Here is a 19,063-nt window from a genome sequence, read left to right on the forward strand (position 1 = left end):
TGCCAGCTGTTCAGCGAGCCGAACGCCGGCTCCGACGCCGCCGCCGTGCAGGCCCGCGCCGAGCGGGTCGAGGGCGGCTGGAAGATCAACGGGCAGAAGGTCTGGACGTCGGACGCGCAGAACTGCAACCGCGGCCTGGCCACCGTCCGCACCGACCCGACGGCCCCCAAGCACAAGGGCATCACGGCGGTCGCGGTCGACCTGACCGCGCCCGGCGTCGAGGTCCGGCCGCTGCGCGAGATCACCGGCGACGCGCTGTTCAACGAGGTCTTCTTCGACGACGTCTTCGTGCCCGACGCCGACGTCGTCGGGGAGGTCAACGCCGGCTGGCTCGTGGCCCGCGCGACGCTGGGCAACGAGCGGGTGACGATCGGCGCCGGCAGCGGTGCGGACGAGGGCCGCACCGCCGTCGGCCTCGTCGACCTGCACGCCCGCTACGCCGCCGGGGACGTCGAGCTCGCCCGCCGCGTCGGCCGGCTCGTCGCCGTCGAGGCCGCCATGGGGCTGATCAACCTGCGCCAGGTCGAGCGTGCGGTCGCCGGCAGCGAGCCGTCGCCCGAGGGCAACGTCAGCAAGCTGCTGTCCGCCGAGCACGCCCAGCACGTCACCGAGCTCGGCATGACCATCGCCGGCGCCACCGGGGTGACCGGAGCGGAGGCCGACCTCGCTTACCGCTACCTGTTCGCCCGGGCGCTCACCATCGCCGGCGGCACCTCCGAGGTCGGCCGCAACGTCATCGCCGAGCGGATCCTGGGCCTGCCCCGGGAACCCAACATGCGCTGAGGCCCGCCGCCCGTCCCTACCCGCCGGCGCAGTCCCTTCCTGGCGCCGTCCCTTGCCGCCGCACCATCCCTTCCCGCCGCCGTCGTCCGCCGGCGCCGACGACCGTCGCGGGCACGCGACGGTCGTCGGCGCGCGGCCGGGCCCGACGGCATCCCAGCGCTAGGAGGCGCCAGCGTGACGGTCGACGACCAGGCGTTCATCGTCACCGGGCAGGTGCAGCAGCAGGCCTGGCGGGACCGGGTCCTGCCGCCGGTGGAGCAGGTCCGACCGGGCCTGTGGTCGGTGCCGACCCCGTTCCCGCAGAGCCCGTTGCGGTACGTGCTGGCCTACCTGCTGGAAACCCGGCGCGGGCCTGTTCTCGTCGACACCGNCTGGCCGAGCGAGGACGCCTGGGACGGCCTCGTCGCGGGCGTGCGCGCCACCGGCCACGAGATCGGCGACGTCAGCGCGGTGCTGATCACCCACGGCCACGCCGACCACTTCGGTCTCGCCCGGCGGATCCGGCGGGAGTCCGGCGCCCCCGTCATGATCCACGAACTGGAGGTGGCGGCCTCCCACCAGTTCGCCAGCATCGCCGAGTTCCGCACCGCCGACCGGATCTGGTTGCGCCGCCGCGGCATGCCGGCCGCGGAGATCGACGCGCTGTTCCCCGAGGGCGACGAGCCGCCCGAGTGGCGCGATCCGCCGGACGTGCTGCTCCAGGACGGCGACCGCCCGCTCGGCGACGCGGTCGCGGTGCGGGCGCTGTGGACCCCCGGGCACACCCCCGGCCACCTGTGCTTCGTCCACGAGGAGCACAACGTGCTGCTGACCGGCGATCACGTGCTGCCGCGGATCAGCCCGAACATCAGCCCGTCGCCGCGGGTGCGCGCGGACACCCTCGGGGAGTACCTGNGTTCGCTCGCGGCGATCGAGGACATGCCGGTCGACGAGGTGCTGCCCGCCCACGAGTACCGCTTCCGCGGCCTCGGCGCCCGGGTGCGCCAGCTTCAGGCCCATCACCGGGCGCGGCTGCGCGAGGTCGTCGAGGCGGTCGTCGACCTCGACGGTCCGACGACGATGGCGGTCGCCGAGCGGCTGACCTGGTCGCGGCCGTGGAGCGAGTCGCAGGGGATCGTGCGCCGCTCGGCGGTCGGCGAGACCTACGCCCACCTGCTGCACCTCGAACGCCGCGGCCTGCTCACCGGCGGGGCGGGTGGCGAGGAGGCCGGCCCGGGCCAGGTCGACGCCTGGCGACCCGCGGCCGAGGCCGGCCTCCTCGTCGAAGCGCTGCTGCGCTGAGTGGGATCGGCGCTGGGCGGGACCAGCTGGGGTGGGACCAGCTGGGGTGGAATCCGCCGAGTGGGATCAGCCGGGTGGGATCAGATGTTGAAGCGCTGCGCCCCGTCGATGCGGATCGTCTCGCCGTTGATGTAGTCGTTGTCGACGATCGACAGGGCGAGCTTGGCGTACTCGTCGGCGTGGCCCATCCGCTTGGGGTTCGGCACGCCGGGGCCCCACTTGGCCTGGGCCTCGGCCTCCTCCATCCGGTAGGCGGGGGTGAAGAAGGTGCCCGGGGCGATGCAGACGACCCGGATGCCGGTGGGGGCGAGGTCGCGCGCCGCGGTGAGGTTGAACCCGATGACGCCGCCCTTGGCCGCCGAGTAGTCGGTCTGGCCGACCTGGCCCTCGAAGCCGGCGATGCTCGCCGTGGTGATGATGACGCCGCGCTGGTTGGAGTCCAGCGGCTCGTTCTGCGACATCGCCCCCGCGACCTTGCTGACCACCCGGAACGTCCCCACGAGGAAGATGTCGATGGTCCGCTGGAAGGTCTCCACCGGGTAGGCCTGGCCCGCCCGGTTGACCAGCCGCTTGNCGGCCGCCGGGCCGCCGTGCACGACGACCGCCGCGCGCAGCGGACCGAGCTCGACGGCGGCGGCGATCGCGGCCTCGACGGACTCGTCGCTGGTGACGTCGGTGGGGACGAAGACGGCCTGCTCGCCGAGCTCGTCGGCGAGGGTCTTGCCCTTGTCCGCCNCCAGGTCGGCGATGACGACCTTGGCGCCGGCCTGCACGAACCGGCGCACGGTGGCCTCGCCGAAGCCTCCCGCTCCGCCTACGACCAGCGCGGACGCTCCTGTGAGATCCATGGTTCCTCCTTCGGGGCCGCCGGTGTCCCGCAGGGGTGGCCGGCGGAGGCGGTCGTCATCAGGGGCGTCCGGCCGCAAGGTGACGTTATCGTCAACTCACGGCTCCATCCCGCTGTATTACTGTCGGTATCTCGGTAATGCTTACCATAGTTCCTGTCCGGGGGCGTTCCGCTGGAAGCCCTCACCCTGTGAAAGGTGGACCGTCATGTCAGATCCCGTCATCGTCAGCGCGGCGCGCACGGCGATCGGCACGGCCTTCAAGGGCTCGCTGGTCAACACCACCGGCGAGGAGCTGGCGGAGGTGGTCCTGCGCGAGACCGTGCGCCGCTCGGGCCTCGACCCGGCCCGCATCGACGACGTCATCTTCGCCGAGTCGATGTACGGCGGCGGCGACCTCGCCCGGTACGCCGCGGTCGTCCTCGGGATGACGAGCGTCCCCGGGCAGGCCGTGAACCGGCACTGTGCCGGCAGCCTCACCGCGATCGGCAACGGCTCCGCCGGCATCGTCAGCGGGATGGAGAAGATCATCGTCGCCGGCGGCGTGCAGGCGACGTCCACTGGGCCGAAGCTGACCCGCCGCGTCCTGGGCACCGCCGACCAGTTCGAGGACTGGATCCCCGCGACCCACCCGGACTCGCCCGAGGCCCCGAACATGGACATGTCCATCTCGGTGGGCTGGAACACCGCGAAGGAGGCGGGGCTGACCCGGGAGGAGCTCGACGCCTGGGCGTTCCGCTCCCACCAGCGCGCCGTCGCCGCGATCGACGAGGGCCGCTTCGTCGACGAGATCGTGCCGATCAAGGTGCAGGCGCCGGACGGGTCGTTCCGCGAGTTCGCCGTCGACGAGCACCCGCGCCGCTCCAGCACGCTGGAGAAGCTGGCGTCGCTGAAGGTCCTGCACCCGGAGATCCCGGGCTTCAACATCACCGCGGGTAACTCCAGCGGCGTCAACGACGCGGCCGCCGCGGTCACCCTCGTCGGCGCCGACATCGCCGCCGCCGAGGGCCTGCCGACGCTGGCGAAGGTCCGCGCGTGGGCGGCGGCCGGCGTCGAACCGCGCCGGATGGGCTTCGGCGCCCTGGAGGCGATCTCCAAGGTGCTCGGCCGCGCCGGGCTGACGACGAAGGACGTCGCTCTCTGGGAGATCAACGAGGCGTTCGCGTCCGTGCCGGTGGCCGCGGTCAAGGAGTTCGGCCTCGACGAGGACACCGTCAACATCAGCGGCTCCGGCTGCAGCCTCGGTCACCCGGTGGCCGCCTCCGGCGCCCGTATGATCATCACGCTGCTGCACGACCTGCGCCGCCGCGGCGGTGGCATCGGCGTGGCCGCGATGTGCGCGGGCGGCGGCCAGGGCGGCGCCGTCCTCATCGAGGTCTGATCCCGGCAGGATGTAGGCCGGCTGCCGGTGCCCGGTCGCGCTCCCCGTGGACGCGTGACCGGGCACCGGCGCGACGATGCCGGGCCGACGACGATGCCGGGCCGGCGACGAAGTCAGGAGGCGCGGTGAAGTACACGAAGCTGGGCTCGACGGGGCTGGACGTGTCCCGCATCTGTCTGGGCTGCATGAGCTATGGCGATCCGGGCCGGGGCGCCCACCCGTGGTCGCTGGACGAGGACGCCGCCCGACCGTTCTTCCGCCGGGCGATCGAGGCCGGCGTCAACTTCTTCGACACGGCGAACGTCTACTCGGCCGGCAGCAGCGAGGAGATCACCGGGCGGGCGCTGGCCGAGTACGCCAACCGGGACGAGATCGTGCTGGCCACCAAGGTCCACGGGCCGATGCGGCGCGGCCCGAACGGCCGCGGCCTGTCCCGCAAGGCGATCCTGAGCGAGATCGACGCGAGCCTGAAGCGGCTCGGCACCGACTACGTCGACCTTTACCAGATCCACCGCTGGGATCCGCGCACCCCGATCGAGGAGACGCTGGAGGCCCTGCACGACGTGGTGAAGGCCGGCAAGGCCCGCTACATCGGCGCCTCGTCCATGTACGCGTGGCAGTTCGCCAAGGCGCTGTTCGTCNCCGACGCCCACGGCTGGACCCGGTTCGCGGCGATGCAGAACCACTACAACCTGATCTACCGGGAAGAGGAGCGGGAGATGCTCCCGCTGTGCGCCGACCAGGGCGTCGGCGTGATCCCGTGGAGCCCGCTGGCCCGCGGCCGCCTGACCCGCGACTGGGACGCGACGACCGCGNGCACCGAGACCGACGAGTTCGGCCGCACGCTCTACGTCGAGGGCGACCGGGCCGTCGTCGACGAGGTGGCGCGCATCGCCGCCGACCGCGGCGTGCCCCGCGCCCAGGTGGCGCTCGCCTGGCTGCTCGGCCGCCCCCAGGTCGCCGCGCCGATCATCGGGGCGACGAAGCTCTCCCACCTGGACGACGCCGTCGCCGCCGTGGAGCTGGACCTCACCGAGGACGAGCGGGCCCAGCTCGAGAAGCCCTACACCCCCCACCCCGTCGCCGGCTTCGCCTAGCCGCCACCGTGGGCGGCACCTGCCGGCCGCGCGGGGCGGCGTTGCGGTGCGCCCCGTCCGGGCCGCCACCCAGGCCGGCACCAGACGGCGTTGGGGCCGGGCGGGGCATCGCGCCGGCCATCACACCGAACGTCATCGGTCAGGCACAGAATCATGCCGAGGGTCCGGCACGGTTTTCGGGGGCAGAACCGTGCTGTGACCTCGGCATGATCTGGCCGGCATCTGGCCGCGAAAGGCCGCTGTCGGTTCGCCGCGCGGCTAGGTGGGGCGCAGCCAGCCGCGGCGGCCAAGGTCGGGGTGCAGCACGTCGTCNCTCCACAGCAGCTGGCCGTTGGTCGTCGCCGGATCGGCGAGGGCGACCAGGACGGTGGCCTCGGCGAACTCCTCGGGGCTGGCCCAGTCGGACTCCCCGGCGGCGGCGACCAGGTTGCCGGGGGTGATGACGGGCTCCGACGGCGAGAGCACGTTCACCGCGATCCCGTAGGCCTGCGCCTCGATCGNGACGGCCTGGGTCAGGTGGTGCAGCGCCGCCTTGTTGCCGCCGTAGGCGATCGGGCCGGGCGTGCCGGGCGCGGCGTAGGGCCCCTCGCCGGGGATGAACCCGGCCACCGAGCTGATGTTCACGATCGATCCCCGGCCCAGGTCGATCATGTCGGGGAGCACGAGCTGCATGAGCCGGTAGGAGGCGAACAGCCCGATCTCGAAGTGCATCCGCAGGCCCTTGAGCGGGAAGTTCAGGAACGACGCCCAGCCCGGCATCCGCCCCGGCGCCCCGGACGGTGCCGGCGCCGCAGGGACTCCGGCACCCGTGCCGGCCGGCGCCGGCGGTGCCTGGCCCGACGCTCCCGCCGCCGGCGTACCGTCCGGCCCTGCCGGCGTGGCGCCCTCCCGCGGCGCGGCCGGCGTGCTCGGCGCGGCCGGCGTGCCGGGTGCGGCGCTGCCGGATGGGGGGAAGCCGGGCTGCGACTGCGACTGCGGCTGCGGCTGCGCGGGCGGGCGGCCCGGGACGGTCAGGGCGGCGTTGTTCACCAGCAGGTCGACGGGGCCGAGTCGGGCGCGGGTCACCTCGACGATGCGTTCGACGTCGGCGGGCCGGGACAGGTCGGCGGGGACGGCCAGCGCCCGGCCGCCGTCCTTGACGATCTCCTCGACGACCTCGTGCACGGTGCCGGGCAGGCGCGCGTCCCACTGCGCCTCGGTGCGCGCGACCACGGCGACTGCGGCGCCCTCGCGGGCGAAGGCCAGGGCGATGGCCCGGCCCAGGCCCCGGCTGGCCCCGGTGACGATCGCCGTACGACCGGCGAGNCGGCCGGTGCCGGCGCTCACCTCGCCGCCCCGGACGGACGGCGGGGCTCCTGGCCTCGTCGGCTGTGACGTCGCATACGGTTCATGTTCGGTGTTCTAGGCGCGCCCGGGCCCGCGCGTCAATCGGTCCGCCCCGGCGGCCGGGCGGGCGCTGGCCGAAGCGCCGTTACACTCCGGTGATGACGGCCGGTGAGTTTCCGGGCGTGTCGGCGCAGAGCTGGGTGCCGCTGCTGATCGGCACCGCGCTGCCGGCGCGTCCGTTCGCGTCCGGCGCGGGCCTCGTCGACCTGCTGGCCACCGCCGGCTACGCGGCGGGCGCGACCCGGGTGGGGCTGTCGCGGCTGTGCGCGGACGGCTCGCTCGAACGCCGCCGCGACGGCCGGCAGACCAGCTACCGGCTCGGCCGGCAGATGGCCGAGACGGTCACCTCGGTCGGCGGCCGGGTGGAGAGCTTCGGCCGGTCGGTGGGCTGGGACGGCTCGTGGACGATCGTGCTCGCCTCGGTGCCCGACGAGCTGCGCTCGACCCGGCGGCGGATGAAGAGCGCGCTGGCCTACCTCGGCTTCGGCCGGCTGCGGGAGACGACCTGGGTCGCCGCGCGGGCCTGCGAGGACGAGGTCAAGGACCTGGTCGAGTCACTGGACCTGGCCGGCCTGGTGGACGTGTTCGTCGGCCGCCCCTCGGCGCTCGCCGACGTCGACGCGATCCTGCACCGCTGCTGGGACCTCGGTTCGCTCACTCAGCGTTACAGTGCTTTCGTCGCCCGCTTCGCGCCGCTGTGCACCGCCGTCTCCCGCGACGCCCTGACCGGGCCGGACGCGCTGCTGTGGTGGATGNGGCTCACCCACGACTACCGCGAACTCGTCTACCGGGACCCGGAGCTGCCCCCCGAGTTCCTGCCGGCCGACGCCCGCGCCCTGCGCGAGCGGGTCGTCGACACCTACGCCACCGCCCACGGCGGCCTCGACGGGCGCGCGAGCGCACAGGTCCGCCATGCGCTCGGCATCGACAGATAACAACCGATGGCCGCAGCAGACGGGTTCTGTTAGCTTCCCTGTCGACGGACGGCCGCGGCCGGGTGGCCGCCGGCGCGCCCTGTGGAGGTTGGGTATGAAGATCGACGGAGCCCTGGGCACGCTGGAGCAGGCGACCCGCAACGCCCGCGCGGCGCAGGAGGCCGGCTACGACGGCGTGTGGGCGTCCGAGGTCAACCAGGATCCGTTCCTGCCGCTGACGCTCGCCGCCGACGCCACGTCGACGATCGAGCTGGGCACGTCGATCGCGGTGGCGCTGTCCCGCTCGCCGATGTCGCTGGCCTACACCGCNCACGACCTGGCGCGGTTCTCCGGCGGCCGGTTCGTGCTCGGGCTGGGGTCGCAGGTCAAGGCGCACATCACCCGGCGGTTCTCGATGCCGTGGGGCCGCCCGGGGCCGCAGATGCGCGAGTTCATCCTGGCGATGNGGGCCGCGTGGTCGAGCTGGGCGGACGGGACGCCGCTGTCGTTCGAGGGCGAGTACTACCGGCACACGCTGATGCCGCCGACGTTCGTCCCGGCGCCGCATCCCTACGGGCCGCCGCGGGTGCTGCTGGCCGGCGTCGGCGACGTGATGACCCGGGTCGCCGGCGAGGTCGCCGACGGTTTCCTCTGCCACGGCTTCACCACCGCGCGCTGGATCCGGGAGCACACCCTGCCGGCGCTGGCCGAGGNCCGCCGCCGCGCCGGGGGTGACCTGACCGGCTTCGACGTCGTCGCCGGCGCCTTCCTCGCCACCGGAACCGAGCAGGAGATCGTCGAGGGCCTGGCGACGATCCGCGGGCAGATCTCGTTCTACGGCTCGACGCCCGCCTACCGCCCGGTGCTCGACCTGCACGGCTGGGGTGAGCTCGGGGCCGAGCTCACGGTGCTGTCGAAGCAGAACCGGTGGGCGGAGATGGCCACCCTGATCGACGACGACGTCGTCGAGGCGTTCGCCGTCGTCGCCCCGCCCGCCGAGGTCCCCGCCCGCATCGCCGAGCGCTTCGCCGGCCTGGCGACGCGACTGTCGTTCACCCCGCCGCCGTCGCTCGGCGCCGACGAGGTCCGCGAGCTGGTCGGTGCGCTGCGCGCCGTGCCCGCCCTCGGCGCCGACCCGGCGACCAGCGGCGCGCCGCGGTGACCGCGCCTGGCGGCGAGGTGGACGGCGGGGCCGGGGTGGACGGTGGTGCTGGGGTGGACGGCGGGGCCGGGGTGGATCTGGTGCAGCGGGAAGTCGTCGAGGATGGCGTGGCGCTGTTGCGGCTCAACCGGCCCGCGCGGCTCAACGCCATCACCCCGGCGCTCGTCGACGCGCTGCACCGCCGCCTCGACGAGGTCGACGCGGACCGGTCCTGCCGGGTGGTCATCCTGACCGGCGCGGGCCGTGGCTTCTGCGCCGGCGCCGACCTGCGCGGCGGGGATCCGGACATCCCCGAGCCGTTCGAGCCGCGGCCAGGCCCCGTCGGCACCTTCCAGATCCAGGAGCAGTACTCGCGGACGACGAGCAGGCTGCGGGCGCTGTCCAAGCCGGTGATCGCGGCGGTCAACGGGCCGGCGACCGGCGGCGGACTGGCGTTCACGCTCGGTTGCGACGTCCGCCTCGCCGCCGCGTCGGCGCGCTTCTCCGCGGCGTTCGCCCGCGTCGGGCTGTCCGGCTGCGACATGGGCACCGGCTGGCTGCTCAACCGGGTCGTCGGCGTCGGGCGGGCGCACGAGCTGCTGCTCACCGGCCGGATCATCGACGCCGAGGAGGCGCTGCGCATCGGCCTCGTCGTCGACGTCGTGCCCGACGACGCGCTGCTGGAGCGCGCGCTGGAGACCGCGCGGCTCATTCGCGCCAACTCGCCGTTCGGCGTCTACATGACCAAGCAGGTGATGTGGTCGACGCTGGAGATCCCCGGTCTGGACGCGGCGATCAACCTGGAGAACCGCACCCAGGTCCTCGCCTCCACCACCGCGGACAACCCGGAGGCGGTGGCCGCCTTCCTCGAACGGCGCGAGCCTCGCTGGACCGACTCCTGACCGTCCGCCGCGGGCCGTCGGCGCGGGAGGTTCCCGGCGGGCCGGGTGACGGCCGGTCAGGGCTGGCGGCGGGCCGTCAGGTGGTCAGCAGCGCCTCGTCCACGGTGGAGAAGTAGTTCGCCACGTAGGGACGGANGGACTCGGCGGCGAGGCGTTTGTCCTCGACGGCCGGGTCGATCGGGCCGACGAGGGTGTCGCTCGCCTCGTCGTGGCGGAAGGTCCGGTAGCCGTGGCGGTCGAGCGCGTCGAAGACCTCCGAGGGGGTGCCGCCCTCGCCGACGAGCGGNTCCTCGCTGATCTCGAAGCAGACGACGCCGATGCGCCGCTGCGCCAGCAGCCCGGCCGCACCGGCGAAGACCTGGCGCTCGAAGCCCTCGACGTCGACCTTGCACAGCGCCACCCGCTCGATCCCCTCCCGCTCGGCGAACCCGTCGAGGGTCAGCGCCGGGACCTCGACGACCTCACTCGGCCGGATCGCCCTGCCGTCGTAGGTGAACATCGGGTGGCTGCCGAGCGAGTTCCACCCGGACGCGGGGTCGGGGAACACGTTCATCGTCGCCGTGCCCGGGGTGTCGGTGACGGCGGCGCGCACGACCGTGACATCCGCGGACCGGTTGAGCGCGAGGGTCTGGACGAGCCGGTCGGCGGTGGCGGGCACCGCCTCGAAGGCGTAGACCCGGCCGGCCGCCCCGGTGCGCCGCCGGGCGTGGACGCTGTAGACGCCGATGTTGGCGCCCACGTCGAACACCACGTCGCCGGCGCCGAGCAGCCGGTCCATCAGGGCGAACGCCGGCCGGTCGCCCGGGCGGCGCATGAGCGAGCGCAGGTGGGCGCGTTCGTCGGCGGGGACCAGCAGGGTGATGCCGTACTCGTCCTCGACGACGACCGCCCCGCGCCGCGCCGCGTCCAGCGAGACCCGGGCCTGCCATAAGGCGTCTTTCGCCGCGACCACACCGCCCCGCAGCCGCTTGTTCCGCCGCAGCGTCGCCCTGGCACTCCCGGCGATGCGCTGCGCCCTCTCGGCTCCCGACACTTTCCACCCCCGTAAACCGACGCCACCCGTGCGAATCGATGCCGCCTACCCGAATCGGCGACACCCACGTGAATCGACGTGACCCGTGCGAATCGGCGAATGCCCGTCGCGGTCACCTGGACGGGCGATGGAATTGATGACACGGGCAGACTAGGGCGGACAGGTGGATGCGTCACGCATAATCGCAACTGTGATTCAGATCACAGTCAATGCGGAGGGCTCATTNCGGTGAATGATGGTGCTTGCTGTTCTGCAAAATTCGACCGTCGGGGAAGCGAACAGAAATGCCCCGCCCGGGTGCGAGGAGCCCGGCCGGGGGAGCGCCGTGGTCGGCGGGGCTGTGCTCGGTGGGGCCGTGGTCAGCGAGGGAGACCGGCGGCGGCGAGGACGCGCTCGGCGTAGGTGTCGACGGCACGCTCGGCGCCGTCGGTGTCGTCGAGGTGGAACGTCGCTGTGAAGTGGCTGGCGCCGAGCTCGGCGAGCTCGACGAGGTGGTCCAGGTGGGCGCCGGGGTCGAGCTCGTCGCGGCCGGCGGCGGCGCTGTCGCTGGTGGTCGCCCACAGGCCGACCTCGGCCGGGTCCCGCCCGGCGACGACCGTGTCGGCGCGCAGCGTCCGCGCGGCCCGGCGCAGGTCGTCGACGGTCGGGATCGACACCGACCGGATCGTGCGGGCGCCGAGATCGTCGATGGACAGCGGGGCCCACCCCTGCCCCCAGGCGGCCGCTCGGCGCCGGGCGCGGGCGCTGTTGCCGGCGATCCACAGCGGCGGGTGCGGAAGCTGCACGGGAGCGGGGGCGAGAACCTGGTCGAGGCCGTCGAAGTGCCGGCCCCGTGCCGAGACGCTGCTCGCCGTCCACGCCCCGCGCAGGACGGCGAGCGCCTCGTCGAACAGCTCGTTGCGCTCGTCGAAGTCCGCGCCGAGGGCCAGGAACTCCGAGCGCAGGTAGCCGACGGCGACCCCGAGGTCGAGCCGGCCGTCGGACAGGGCGTCGGTGGTCGCCACCGACTTGGCCAGCGCGAACGGGTTGCGGTGCGGGACGACGACCGCNAACGTCATCAGCCGCACCCGTTCGGTGACGGCGGCCAGATAGGCCATCAGCCCGAACGGCTCGTAGGCGTCGTGGCCGCCGGCCTCGTACCACTTGCGGGAGGGGGCGAGGNGATCGTTGACGGCGATGGCGTCGTAGCCCGCCTCCTCGATGCGCCGCGCGATCCGCGCGAGCCGGCGGGCCGAGAAGGCCCCGGGCCGGCATCCCGCGTCGAGCACTAACTCCGCGACGTACTTCATGGCGCTGACCTCCGCTGGCGCTCGCTGGTCCCCCGCGCCGACGCGGGGGCTCCGGCGCGGCCCGTCGCCGGCCCCGCGTCGCCGCGCCGCCGCGCGCCCGTCGGTGCCGGGCCCCGGACGTTCGACGTGTTGACCGCACCGAGCCTTCCCGGCCCGCCGAATGTGGTCAAGTACATACGTTCGCGTGCCGATCGGTGGACATTGCGGTTCGGACGGGATCGGCGACCATCCGCACTGCACGCACCGTGTCCGCGTCCGCGGCAGCGCCCGTGCCCGTGCCGGCCGGCGTGTCGGGGTCCGGTGGCCGCGGCCACGGCACTGGCTTCGGCCGCGCTATGCGGAGCGCTCGATCTCGTCCCAGGTCGGCATCGCGGGCGCCCCGCCGGGCCGTTGCACGCACAGCGAGGCCGCGGTGTTCGCGTGGCGGATCCCGACACCGAGATCATCGCCGGCGGCGATCCGCGCGGCGAGCACGCCCACGAAACAGTCGCCGGCTCCGGCGGTGTCGACCGCCCGCACCGGGCGCGCCGGCAGGGCGTAGTCCAGGTCGCCGAGCCTGCCCACGACCCCCCTGCTGCCCACCGTGGCGATCGTGGCGACCGCGCGGGACCCCGGCACCGCAGTGATCGCCGACAGGATGGCGGAGGTCGGCGACTCCGAGTCNACCTGCCGACCCGAAAGCGTCGCGAGTTCGTTCTCGTTCACGACGAGAATGTCCACGGACGACTCGAGATCGGGCGGCAGGTCCCTGGCTGGCGCCGCATTCAGCACTGTGGTCGCACCGCGGGAGCCGGCCGCCGCCAGGAAGGTCGAGACCGCGCTNACGGGCGACTCGAACTGGGCCACGACCACATCCTCGGGCGTTAGTCCGGAAACGTCGACCGCGGCGGGAGCAAGGGTGTCGTTCGCCCCGGAGGAGATGACCACCGTGTTGTCGCCGGCCGTATCGACCGTGACCAGAGCGGTGCCGGTGGGTCGGTCGCCGACGGACTCCACCCGGGCGACATCGACACCGTTGTCCGCCAGAAACCTGCGCAGAGTCCGACCGAAGGCGTCCTCGCCGACTCGACCGATCATCGACGTGGGAGCTCCCGCGCGGGCTGCGGCAACAGCCTGGTTCCCGCCCTTGCCGCCAGGAAGAAAGGTCATGGTGGTGCTGGCAACCGTCTCGCCGAGAACGGGCAGCAGCGGCACGGAGGCCACAATGTCCATATTGAGGCTGCCGAAGACGAAGACCCTACCCGCCAAGACCGTTCGCCATCCTGTGCAAGGGTTCTCGACACTCCCGGACTCCCGACGCCGAGTCAGGCGGCCAGATGCGATCACTGACCTCACGTGATCGGCGCGATTTTGTCCAGCCATATCCTAGCAGCGNCAGGGTGTGCCTCTGGTATTTCCTTCTCGGGCCTGGCAGATCCCGCAGTCGGGGCGTCCACGGTGATCGCCGACCTGCCGGTGACGGCCGGCCCCGCGCGGTGGCGGGGGAAGTCTCATCCCCGCCGGAGGATCTGCGCTGGGGCGAAACCGGGTACAGGGATGTTGTGCATCGGGTCGTACGCAGAGCGTGGTCGCGGGTGGGGGCCGTGATCGTGGTGCTCGTCGCCCTCATCGCCTTCGTCGGGCAGGGTGGGCGCTCCGGTGTACCGCCGGCCAAGGGCCAGCCGCCGGCCGCCGCCGGGGCGCTGTCCGTGGTGCCGGACGTCGTGGCCGACGTGGAGCCCTCCGTGGTCACCATCCTCGTGGGCGACGGGCTCGGCAGCGGGATCGTCTACCGCTCCAACGGCGTCATCGTCACCAACCAGCACGTCGTGGCCTCGGCCGCAGGCGGGGCGGTCGAGGTCGCCTTCGCGGACGGTCGGCGCGTGCCGGGCAAGGTGCAGGCCGCGGACGCGATCAGCGACATCGCCGTGGTGAAGGTCGAGCGCACCGGGCTGCCGGCGGCGAAGTTCCGCGAGCAGCAGCCCCGCCTCGGTGAGCTCGCGATCGCCATCGGCAGCCCGCTCGGCCTGGAGAACAGCGTCACCGCCGGGATCATCTCGGGGGTCAACCGCACGCTGCCCGGCGTCGACGGGCAGGGCGGCCCGGGCGGGGACGGCGGTCAGGGCGGCTCGGGTGGATCCGGTGGGCAGGGCGGGTCCGGTGGGCAGGCCGCGGCGGCCGGTCCGCGGGTCGATCTCATCCAGACCGACGCGGCGATCTCGCCGGGGAACTCCGGNGGCCCGCTGCTGGACGCCGAGGGACGGGTCGTCGGCGTCACCGAGGCCTACGTGCCCCCGCAGAGCGGCGCGGTCTCGCTCGGGTTCGCGATCCCGTCGGCGACCGTCGTCGACGCCGTCGACCAGCTTCTGCGCACCGGTTCCGTGCGGCACGCGTTCGTCGGGATCCAGTCCGTCACGCTCACCTCGCAGATCGCCGACCAGCTCGGCCTGGCCGTCCGCAGCGGTGCGCTGGTGATCGGCGTGGTCGGCGGCGGTCCCGCGGCGCGGGCCGGCGTGCGGCCCGGCGACGTCATCCGTTCGTTCGACGGCCGGGCGGTCACCTCCGTCGAGGACTTCTCGGCCGACCTGCGGACCGTCGATCCGGGCCAAACGGTCACCCTGACCGTCAACCGCGACGGGAGGAACATGAAGATCGACGTGACCGTCACCGACCGTCCGACGTGACGTCCCGACGTGATGTGACGTGACGTCCCGACGTGACGTCGGACGTGAGGTTTGGACGTGAGGTTTGGACGTGATGTTTGGACGTGAGGTTCCGACGTGACGTGCGGTGACCGGGAACATCCGCCCGGGCGGGGAACCGAGGACCGGGAAATGNGCGCCGGCCGGTACGACCGAGCTGCGTGAACGGCCGGCGTGTTTACGCATATTTCGACCGGCGGCCACCTTGCCGTTGGGGCGCTCCGCATGCGGCGGGCCTAACGTTCAGCGCCATGCCAGTGAGTCCTCCCAACGAAGTGGTCGCTTCCGGCGTTCCGNCGAACATCGCCCAGGACATGACCATCGCGGAGCAGCACGAGTGGCTCCAGACCTTTCTGCGCCGCCGGCCGGTGAGCCGCCGCGGGCTGCTGCTCGGCGGCCTGGCCGGCGCGGGCGCCGCGACCCTCGGCACCACCCCGTTCGGCCGGGCCGCCTACGCCGCCACCACGGCGGACAGCCCCCTGCTCGTCGGCGGCCGGCACACCGCGTTCGGCGCGGACCCGGCGCGTCAGCTCCGCCTGGCCGCGCAGCTGACCCGTAACCCCGGCCGCGGCAGGATCCTCGTCGACGTCGGCCCGACCCGCGCCCTCGGCGGCACCGTCGAGGCCGAGGTCCGGCCGCTGCTGTCCCAGGTGCCGCAGGTCGACGGATCGATCCTCAGCGTCGAGCAGTTCTACGTGCACGCCGCCTTCGACCGCCTCGCCCCGGGCCGGGAGTACTACTACCGGTTCCGCATCCCCGGCGGCGCGGCGACCCCGGTGCAGGCGGTGCGCACCGGGCACGCGAAGGGCCGCCACGGCGGGNCGTTCCGGTTCACGATGATGGGCGACCACGGGTCGAACACCACCCCGCCGGGTGACCCGAAGGGCGTCTTCGACGACGACTACTACAAGCCGGACAACGAGCCGACCGTCGCGCACGCCTCCGCGATCACCGCGGCGATCNCCCGCCAGGACCCGGCGTTCCACCTGCTCGCCGGCGACATCTGCTACGCCGACCCGTCCGGGGCGGGCAAGCCGCCGCAGCGCACCACCACCGGCCAGCCGCCGGCGGGCTTCGACAACTACGACCCGACGGTCTGGGACGTCTACCTGGCCGACATCGAGCTCTCCAGCGCCCGCAGCCCGTGGATGTTCGCCACCGGCAACCACGACATGGAGGCGCTGTACTCGCCGCACGGCTACGGCGGCCACGCGGCCCGCCTCGACCTGCCCGGCGACGGGCCCAAGGGCTGCCCGAGCGTGTACTCGTTCGTCTACGGCAACGTCGCGGTGCTCTCGCTGGACGCCAACGACGTCAGCTTCGAGATCAAGACGAACACCGNCTACTCCGGCGGCGCGCAGACGTCCTGGGTGGAGCGGACGCTCAAGGGCTACCGCAACGACCCCGACATCGACTTCATCGTCTGCTTCTTCCACCACTGCGCCTACTCGACGACGTCGCAGCACGCCAGCGACGGCGGGGTCCGCGGCGCGTGGGCGCCCCTGTTCGACACCTACCAGGTCGACCTGGTGCTCCAGGGGCACAACCACCTCTTCGAGCGTTCCGACCCGATCCGCGGCAACGCCCCGACCCGCGAGGCGCCCGACGGGTCGACCATCGAACCGGCCAAGGACGGCACCATCTACATCACCGCGGGCAGCGCCGGCCGCCCGCGTTACCAGTTCCAGACCGGTGAGGTGGAGAACTACCGCGGCAAGCCGGCCCCGGCGGGTTCGAACGTCGTGCCGAACAGCTACGTCTGGTCGCCGGACGGGACGAAGACCCCCGAGGCCATCTCCTGGTCGCGGACCCGTTTCGACAACTACGCGTTCGTCGCCGTCGACTCGGCGCCGGGCCTGCCCGGCGGCGCGTCCACGCTGACCGTGCGCGGCGTCGACGAGCACGGCACCGAGTTCGACCGCGTCGTCCTCAAGCGCCCCGTCCCCCGTCACCGCTGACGGTGGGATGCCCGGCGTGCGGCGAGGACCCGTCTCCCTCGCCGCACGCCGCGTCCCTGAGTCAACGACTCCGGCTATCTGGGTGTGCACCACGTACTGTCAACCGACTTCGGCCCTCAGCGGTTTCCGCGCTCCCTCGATGGAGGACGAGCCCACCGCCGAGTCACCTCGGCGCCGCCGGTTTGCCCGGTGGCGGCCCTGACACCGGTGCGTCCGGTCGAGATCGGCGTCGGTGTGGTGGTGGAGACGCGGCCGCGCCGGTTCCGCCGGCGAACGGCTGCCTGCGAGTGGTTCATCCGTGGCAACAGATCGCGCACCGACGGTTTCGCTGTGCCCATCACGGCTCCGGACGTGCGCATGGACGACCTGTGAACCCACTGTGCNCAAATTCTGTCGGACCCTGCGCCTAGCCTGCTCGCCAGGTGGAGTCAGGCGCTGACGAATTCGGTGGGAGTGGGGCGGATGACGGACGANGAGCAGAGCCTGCGGCGTTCGGCGCGGGGAGNGCAAACTGAGTTCGGCCGAGCGGGTCCCGGGCGACTGGGCGGCGTGAGCGGCGAGGTGACGCAGGTACTCGCCGAGGTCGTGGCCGAGGTGTTGCCGCAGCTTGCCGAGCGAGTACCGGCCGTGCCTGCGGCTGTGGTCGGCCGCCTCGGCGCGGCCGCGCCGGCCGTCCGGGGCGGTCCGGGCGGCAGGCCCGGTCCCGCCGGACCTCTACGCCGCGGGGGGTCCGGAAGTTCCGCGGTGCTGGGAGCCCTGCGTGCGCTGGGCGCGCCGTTCGCGGATCGGCTGCTCGGCGCGTTGGAGCTCGCCGTGGACGGCCTGCGGCTCGCGCCGGTGCCGGGCCTGCCCGACCTCCGGCCGCCGCGGCGGTTCGAGGTCGACGAGCGGGTCGGGACGACCGATCCCGACGGCGAGGCGGTGCGCGCGGTGCGCCGCCTCGACCGGGCGCTGCCGGAGGCGACGGAACTCGTCGTCGCGCTGGTCGCCGTCCTGGCTCGGCATCCCGTGCTCGAACCCCTGCTCGCCGACGCGGGCGTGCCGCCCGGAGCGGCGGAGGCGGAGATCGCGGCGCGCCACGGTGCGGCGCACGTCGCGCTCGGTGTCGCCGTCGCCGCGGCGGTCCTGCCGACTGCCGCCCTGGCGCGCTCTGTCGCCAGCGCCCCCGCGGTCGTCGGTTCCGGGCTCGGCGCCGCCGCCGTGTACCTGTCCGGTGCGCCGATGCCGCCCGGCCATGGCGAGGCCCTGCTGGCCAGGCGCAGGTCGGAGTACCGGCTCCCGCGTTCCTGCGTCGGGTCGGTGCAGGTGCGCGGCTACCGTTTCGGCCTCTTCGAGGGTCCCTTCCCGGCGGGTGTCGACGCGGACGCGGCCTTCGCGGCCAACGGCCTGGTTGCCGTGGTTCCCGGTGGCGCGGTGATCCGGACCGGCCAGGCCGACGGCAGCGTCCGGGTCCGGTTACGCGTCCTGGCCGAGCCGCCGCCGCCAGAGTCGCCGCGCCCCGGGGGCTGGAGCCTGCGAGACTGGGACGAGGTCGTCGAGGTGAGCTGGCATGCCGACGTCGGGTCCGCGTCGGTGGTCAGCCCGGACGGTACTCCCGCCGCCGCGGCCCTGCGGGAGCAGACGCCGCCATGGTCCGGCGACCATCGGCTGCGGGTCGTCGCGCGCGGCCGCGACGACGCCAACCGCACCGAGTCCTACGAGGTGTGGGTGTGGCCCGCGCCGCCCGCGCCCCCATTCGTCCGCCGCCGCACCGACCGGCTCGGTCACCGGCTGCGCGGCGAGCCGGAGCCGCCGGCGCCGACCGAGGGCCACCTGCGGTGGATCTACGCCAGCGTGCTGCGGGAGGCCGCCACCATCACCATCGTGGCCGGCGCCGACCGGGCCGACGTGGTGCGAGCCTTCGGCGCCGATCCCGGCCACCGGCGATCGCTGGTCTCCCTGATCGACCTGCCGGACCGCGACGGCTGGGTGGCGGCGCTCGCCCTGCCCGAGGCCGGCGTGGTCGTGGTGGCCGAGGACAACGGGTTCGCGGGAAGCGACCCGGCGATCATGCGCACGCTGTCCCGGCTCGGCCCCGCGGCGAGCATGTTCTGGAACGTCAACGCGGTCACCCGGCTGACCCTGGCTCGTGATGGGGACATCCTCGCGGCGGGCGAGCTGTCCCAGGACTATGCGGCCGGCCCCGAGGCGGCGCCCTACCTGGCCGGCATCGATCTGACGAGCGGGCGGCACCGGGTCGCCAAGGGCCTGCTCGTCGTCGAGCGGTTCACCGGATACGGGCTGCGGCCCGACGATCTGGACCGGCTCTGGACCGGCGATCTCGCCCATCGCATCGGCGACAGGTGACGGCCCCCTTCGCGACGGCGGGTGGT

General features: G+C 73.5%; 14 protein-coding genes and 19 pseudogenes. 22 read left to right on the forward strand and 11 right to left on the reverse strand.

What is annotated here, in order from left to right:
• Positions 1–6 precede the first annotated feature (6 nt).
• From UK94_RS40875 to UK94_RS72880, 4 genes and pseudogenes are all read left to right on the forward strand, one after another.
• Positions 7–783: an acyl-CoA dehydrogenase family protein gene (locus UK94_RS40875; RefSeq protein ID WP_268761222.1), complete on the forward strand. Its 777-nt coding sequence runs from the start codon at positions 7–9 to the stop codon at positions 781–783.
• Between the two features lie 318 nt (positions 784–1,101).
• The coding region (locus tag UK94_RS72875) for a hypothetical protein (RefSeq protein ID WP_268761223.1) at positions 1,102–1,153 on the forward strand (52 nt) is incomplete at its 3' end.
• A gap of 1 nt (position 1,154) precedes the next feature.
• A pseudogene (locus tag UK94_RS40880) lies at positions 1,155–1,677 on the forward strand (MBL fold metallo-hydrolase); the annotation flags it as partial.
• A 1-nt stretch (position 1,678) separates the two neighbouring features.
• A pseudogene (locus tag UK94_RS72880) lies at positions 1,679–2,064 on the forward strand (hydrolase glyoxylase); the annotation flags it as partial.
• 80 nt (positions 2,065–2,144) lie between these two features.
• On the opposite strand, the gene UK94_RS40885 reads toward UK94_RS72880, so the two are convergent.
• The 3 genes and pseudogenes from UK94_RS40885 to UK94_RS40895 form a co-directional block, all read right to left on the reverse strand.
• A partial coding sequence (locus UK94_RS40885; RefSeq protein WP_235486611.1) for an SDR family NAD(P)-dependent oxidoreductase occupies positions 2,145–2,637 on the reverse strand: 493 nt, incomplete at its 5' end.
• Position 2,638: 1 nt separating this feature from the next.
• Positions 2,639–2,799, reverse strand: a pseudogene (locus UK94_RS40890) (3-hydroxyacyl-CoA dehydrogenase); the annotation flags it as partial.
• 1 nt (position 2,800) lies between these two features.
• Positions 2,801–2,912: pseudogene (locus UK94_RS40895) on the reverse strand (3-hydroxyacyl-CoA dehydrogenase); the annotation flags it as partial.
• A 205-nt stretch (positions 2,913–3,117) separates the two neighbouring features.
• Here UK94_RS40895 and UK94_RS05520 point away from each other — a divergent pair.
• The 4 genes and pseudogenes from UK94_RS05520 to UK94_RS40910 form a co-directional block, all read left to right on the forward strand.
• Positions 3,118–4,290, forward strand: a complete 1,173-nt coding sequence (locus UK94_RS05520) for a thiolase family protein (RefSeq protein WP_011605105.1) — start codon at positions 3,118–3,120, stop codon at positions 4,288–4,290.
• A gap of 125 nt (positions 4,291–4,415) precedes the next feature.
• The coding region (locus UK94_RS40900; RefSeq protein WP_235486612.1) for an aldo/keto reductase at positions 4,416–4,931 on the forward strand (516 nt) is incomplete at its 3' end.
• 1 nt (position 4,932) lies between these two features.
• Positions 4,933–5,105: pseudogene (locus tag UK94_RS40905) on the forward strand (aldo/keto reductase); the annotation flags it as partial.
• A gap of 1 nt (position 5,106) precedes the next feature.
• A pseudogene (locus UK94_RS40910) lies at positions 5,107–5,387 on the forward strand (aldo/keto reductase); the annotation flags it as partial.
• A 313-nt stretch (positions 5,388–5,700) separates the two neighbouring features.
• On the opposite strand, the pseudogene UK94_RS72885 reads toward UK94_RS40910, so the two are convergent.
• Positions 5,701–5,887 (reverse strand): annotated as a pseudogene (locus tag UK94_RS72885) (short-chain dehydrogenase); the annotation flags it as partial.
• Position 5,888: 1 nt separating this feature from the next.
• Positions 5,889–6,674, reverse strand: a pseudogene (locus UK94_RS05530) (SDR family NAD(P)-dependent oxidoreductase); the annotation flags it as partial.
• A 197-nt stretch (positions 6,675–6,871) separates the two neighbouring features.
• On the opposite strand from UK94_RS05530, the gene UK94_RS05535 reads away from it, so the two are divergent.
• From UK94_RS05535 to UK94_RS05545, 7 genes and pseudogenes are all read left to right on the forward strand, one after another.
• The coding region (locus UK94_RS05535; RefSeq protein ID WP_235486614.1) for a transcriptional regulator PaaX at positions 6,872–7,528 on the forward strand (657 nt) is incomplete at its 3' end.
• Between the two features lies 1 nt (position 7,529).
• Positions 7,530–7,708: pseudogene (locus UK94_RS72890) on the forward strand (PaaX family transcriptional regulator C-terminal domain-containing protein); the annotation flags it as partial.
• A gap of 94 nt (positions 7,709–7,802) precedes the next feature.
• Positions 7,803–8,017, forward strand: a 215-nt coding sequence (locus tag UK94_RS40915) for an LLM class flavin-dependent oxidoreductase (protein ID WP_235486616.1), incomplete at its 3' end; no start/stop codon positions are given.
• 1 nt (position 8,018) lies between these two features.
• Positions 8,019–8,153 (forward strand): annotated as a pseudogene (locus tag UK94_RS40920) (LLM class flavin-dependent oxidoreductase); the annotation flags it as partial.
• 1 nt (position 8,154) lies between these two features.
• Positions 8,155–8,400 (forward strand): annotated as a pseudogene (locus UK94_RS40925) (LLM class flavin-dependent oxidoreductase); the annotation flags it as partial.
• A 1-nt stretch (position 8,401) separates the two neighbouring features.
• Positions 8,402–8,849: pseudogene (locus tag UK94_RS40930) on the forward strand (LLM class flavin-dependent oxidoreductase); the annotation flags it as partial.
• Positions 8,846–9,730 carry an enoyl-CoA hydratase/isomerase family protein gene (locus tag UK94_RS05545; RefSeq protein ID WP_231861061.1) on the forward strand — a complete coding sequence of 295 codons (885 nt, stop codon included), beginning with the start codon at positions 8,846–8,848 and terminating at the stop codon, positions 9,728–9,730. The pseudogene UK94_RS40930 and the gene UK94_RS05545, both read left to right, overlap by 4 nt.
• 136 nt (positions 9,731–9,866) lie before the next feature.
• Here the strand turns inward: UK94_RS05545 and UK94_RS72895 are convergent.
• From UK94_RS72895 to UK94_RS40950, 6 genes and pseudogenes are all read right to left on the reverse strand, one after another.
• Positions 9,867–10,016 (reverse strand): annotated as a pseudogene (locus tag UK94_RS72895) (FkbM family methyltransferase); the annotation flags it as partial.
• Position 10,017: 1 nt separating this feature from the next.
• Positions 10,018–10,544, reverse strand: a pseudogene (locus tag UK94_RS40935) (FkbM family methyltransferase); the annotation flags it as partial.
• A 578-nt stretch (positions 10,545–11,122) separates the two neighbouring features.
• On the reverse strand, positions 11,123–11,812 hold a 690-nt coding region (locus UK94_RS05555), incomplete at its 5' end, for a TIGR03619 family F420-dependent LLM class oxidoreductase (RefSeq protein ID WP_235486618.1).
• A gap of 1 nt (position 11,813) precedes the next feature.
• Positions 11,814–11,924: pseudogene (locus UK94_RS40940) on the reverse strand (LLM class F420-dependent oxidoreductase); the annotation flags it as partial.
• Position 11,925: 1 nt separating this feature from the next.
• Positions 11,926–12,052, reverse strand: a pseudogene (locus UK94_RS40945) (LLM class F420-dependent oxidoreductase); the annotation flags it as partial.
• 333 nt (positions 12,053–12,385) lie between these two features.
• Positions 12,386–12,715, reverse strand: a 330-nt coding sequence (locus tag UK94_RS40950; RefSeq protein ID WP_235486620.1) for a PfkB family carbohydrate kinase, incomplete at its 5' end; no start/stop codon positions are given.
• A gap of 929 nt (positions 12,716–13,644) precedes the next feature.
• Between UK94_RS40950 and UK94_RS40955 the strand changes: the two genes are divergently transcribed.
• The 7 genes and pseudogenes from UK94_RS40955 to UK94_RS05580 form a co-directional block, all read left to right on the forward strand.
• The coding region (locus UK94_RS40955; RefSeq protein ID WP_313949456.1) for a trypsin-like peptidase domain-containing protein at positions 13,645–14,267 on the forward strand (623 nt) is incomplete at its 3' end.
• A 1-nt stretch (position 14,268) separates the two neighbouring features.
• Positions 14,269–14,715 (forward strand): annotated as a pseudogene (locus tag UK94_RS40960) (PDZ domain-containing protein); the annotation flags it as partial.
• 857 nt (positions 14,716–15,572) lie between these two features.
• A partial coding sequence (locus tag UK94_RS40965; RefSeq protein WP_235486759.1) for a hypothetical protein occupies positions 15,573–15,695 on the forward strand: 123 nt, incomplete at its 3' end.
• Between the two features lies 1 nt (position 15,696).
• A pseudogene (locus tag UK94_RS40970) lies at positions 15,697–16,074 on the forward strand (phosphoesterase); the annotation flags it as partial.
• A gap of 1 nt (position 16,075) precedes the next feature.
• Positions 16,076–16,691 (forward strand): annotated as a pseudogene (locus tag UK94_RS40975) (phosphoesterase); the annotation flags it as partial.
• A gap of 189 nt (positions 16,692–16,880) precedes the next feature.
• A complete protein-coding gene (locus tag UK94_RS05575; protein WP_041939423.1) occupies positions 16,881–17,063 on the forward strand; it encodes a hypothetical protein in 183 nt (60 codons plus the stop codon).
• 177 nt (positions 17,064–17,240) lie between these two features.
• Positions 17,241–19,037, forward strand: coding sequence for a DUF6461 domain-containing protein (locus UK94_RS05580; protein ID WP_055748989.1), 1,797 nt, complete (start codon positions 17,241–17,243; stop codon positions 19,035–19,037).
• The last annotated feature ends 26 nt before the right edge of the window (positions 19,038–19,063 follow it).

The organism is Frankia sp. AvcI1, from assembly GCF_001420875.1.
Lineage (GTDB): Bacteria > Actinomycetota > Actinomycetes > Frankiales > Frankiaceae > Frankia > Frankia alni.

What these genes read in the sequence shown, in the direction of transcription:
- UK94_RS05520 (WP_011605105.1), top strand. Translation starts at nt 3,118, where the DNA reads ATGTCAGATCCCGTCATCGTCAGCGCGGCGCGCACGGCGATCGGCACG.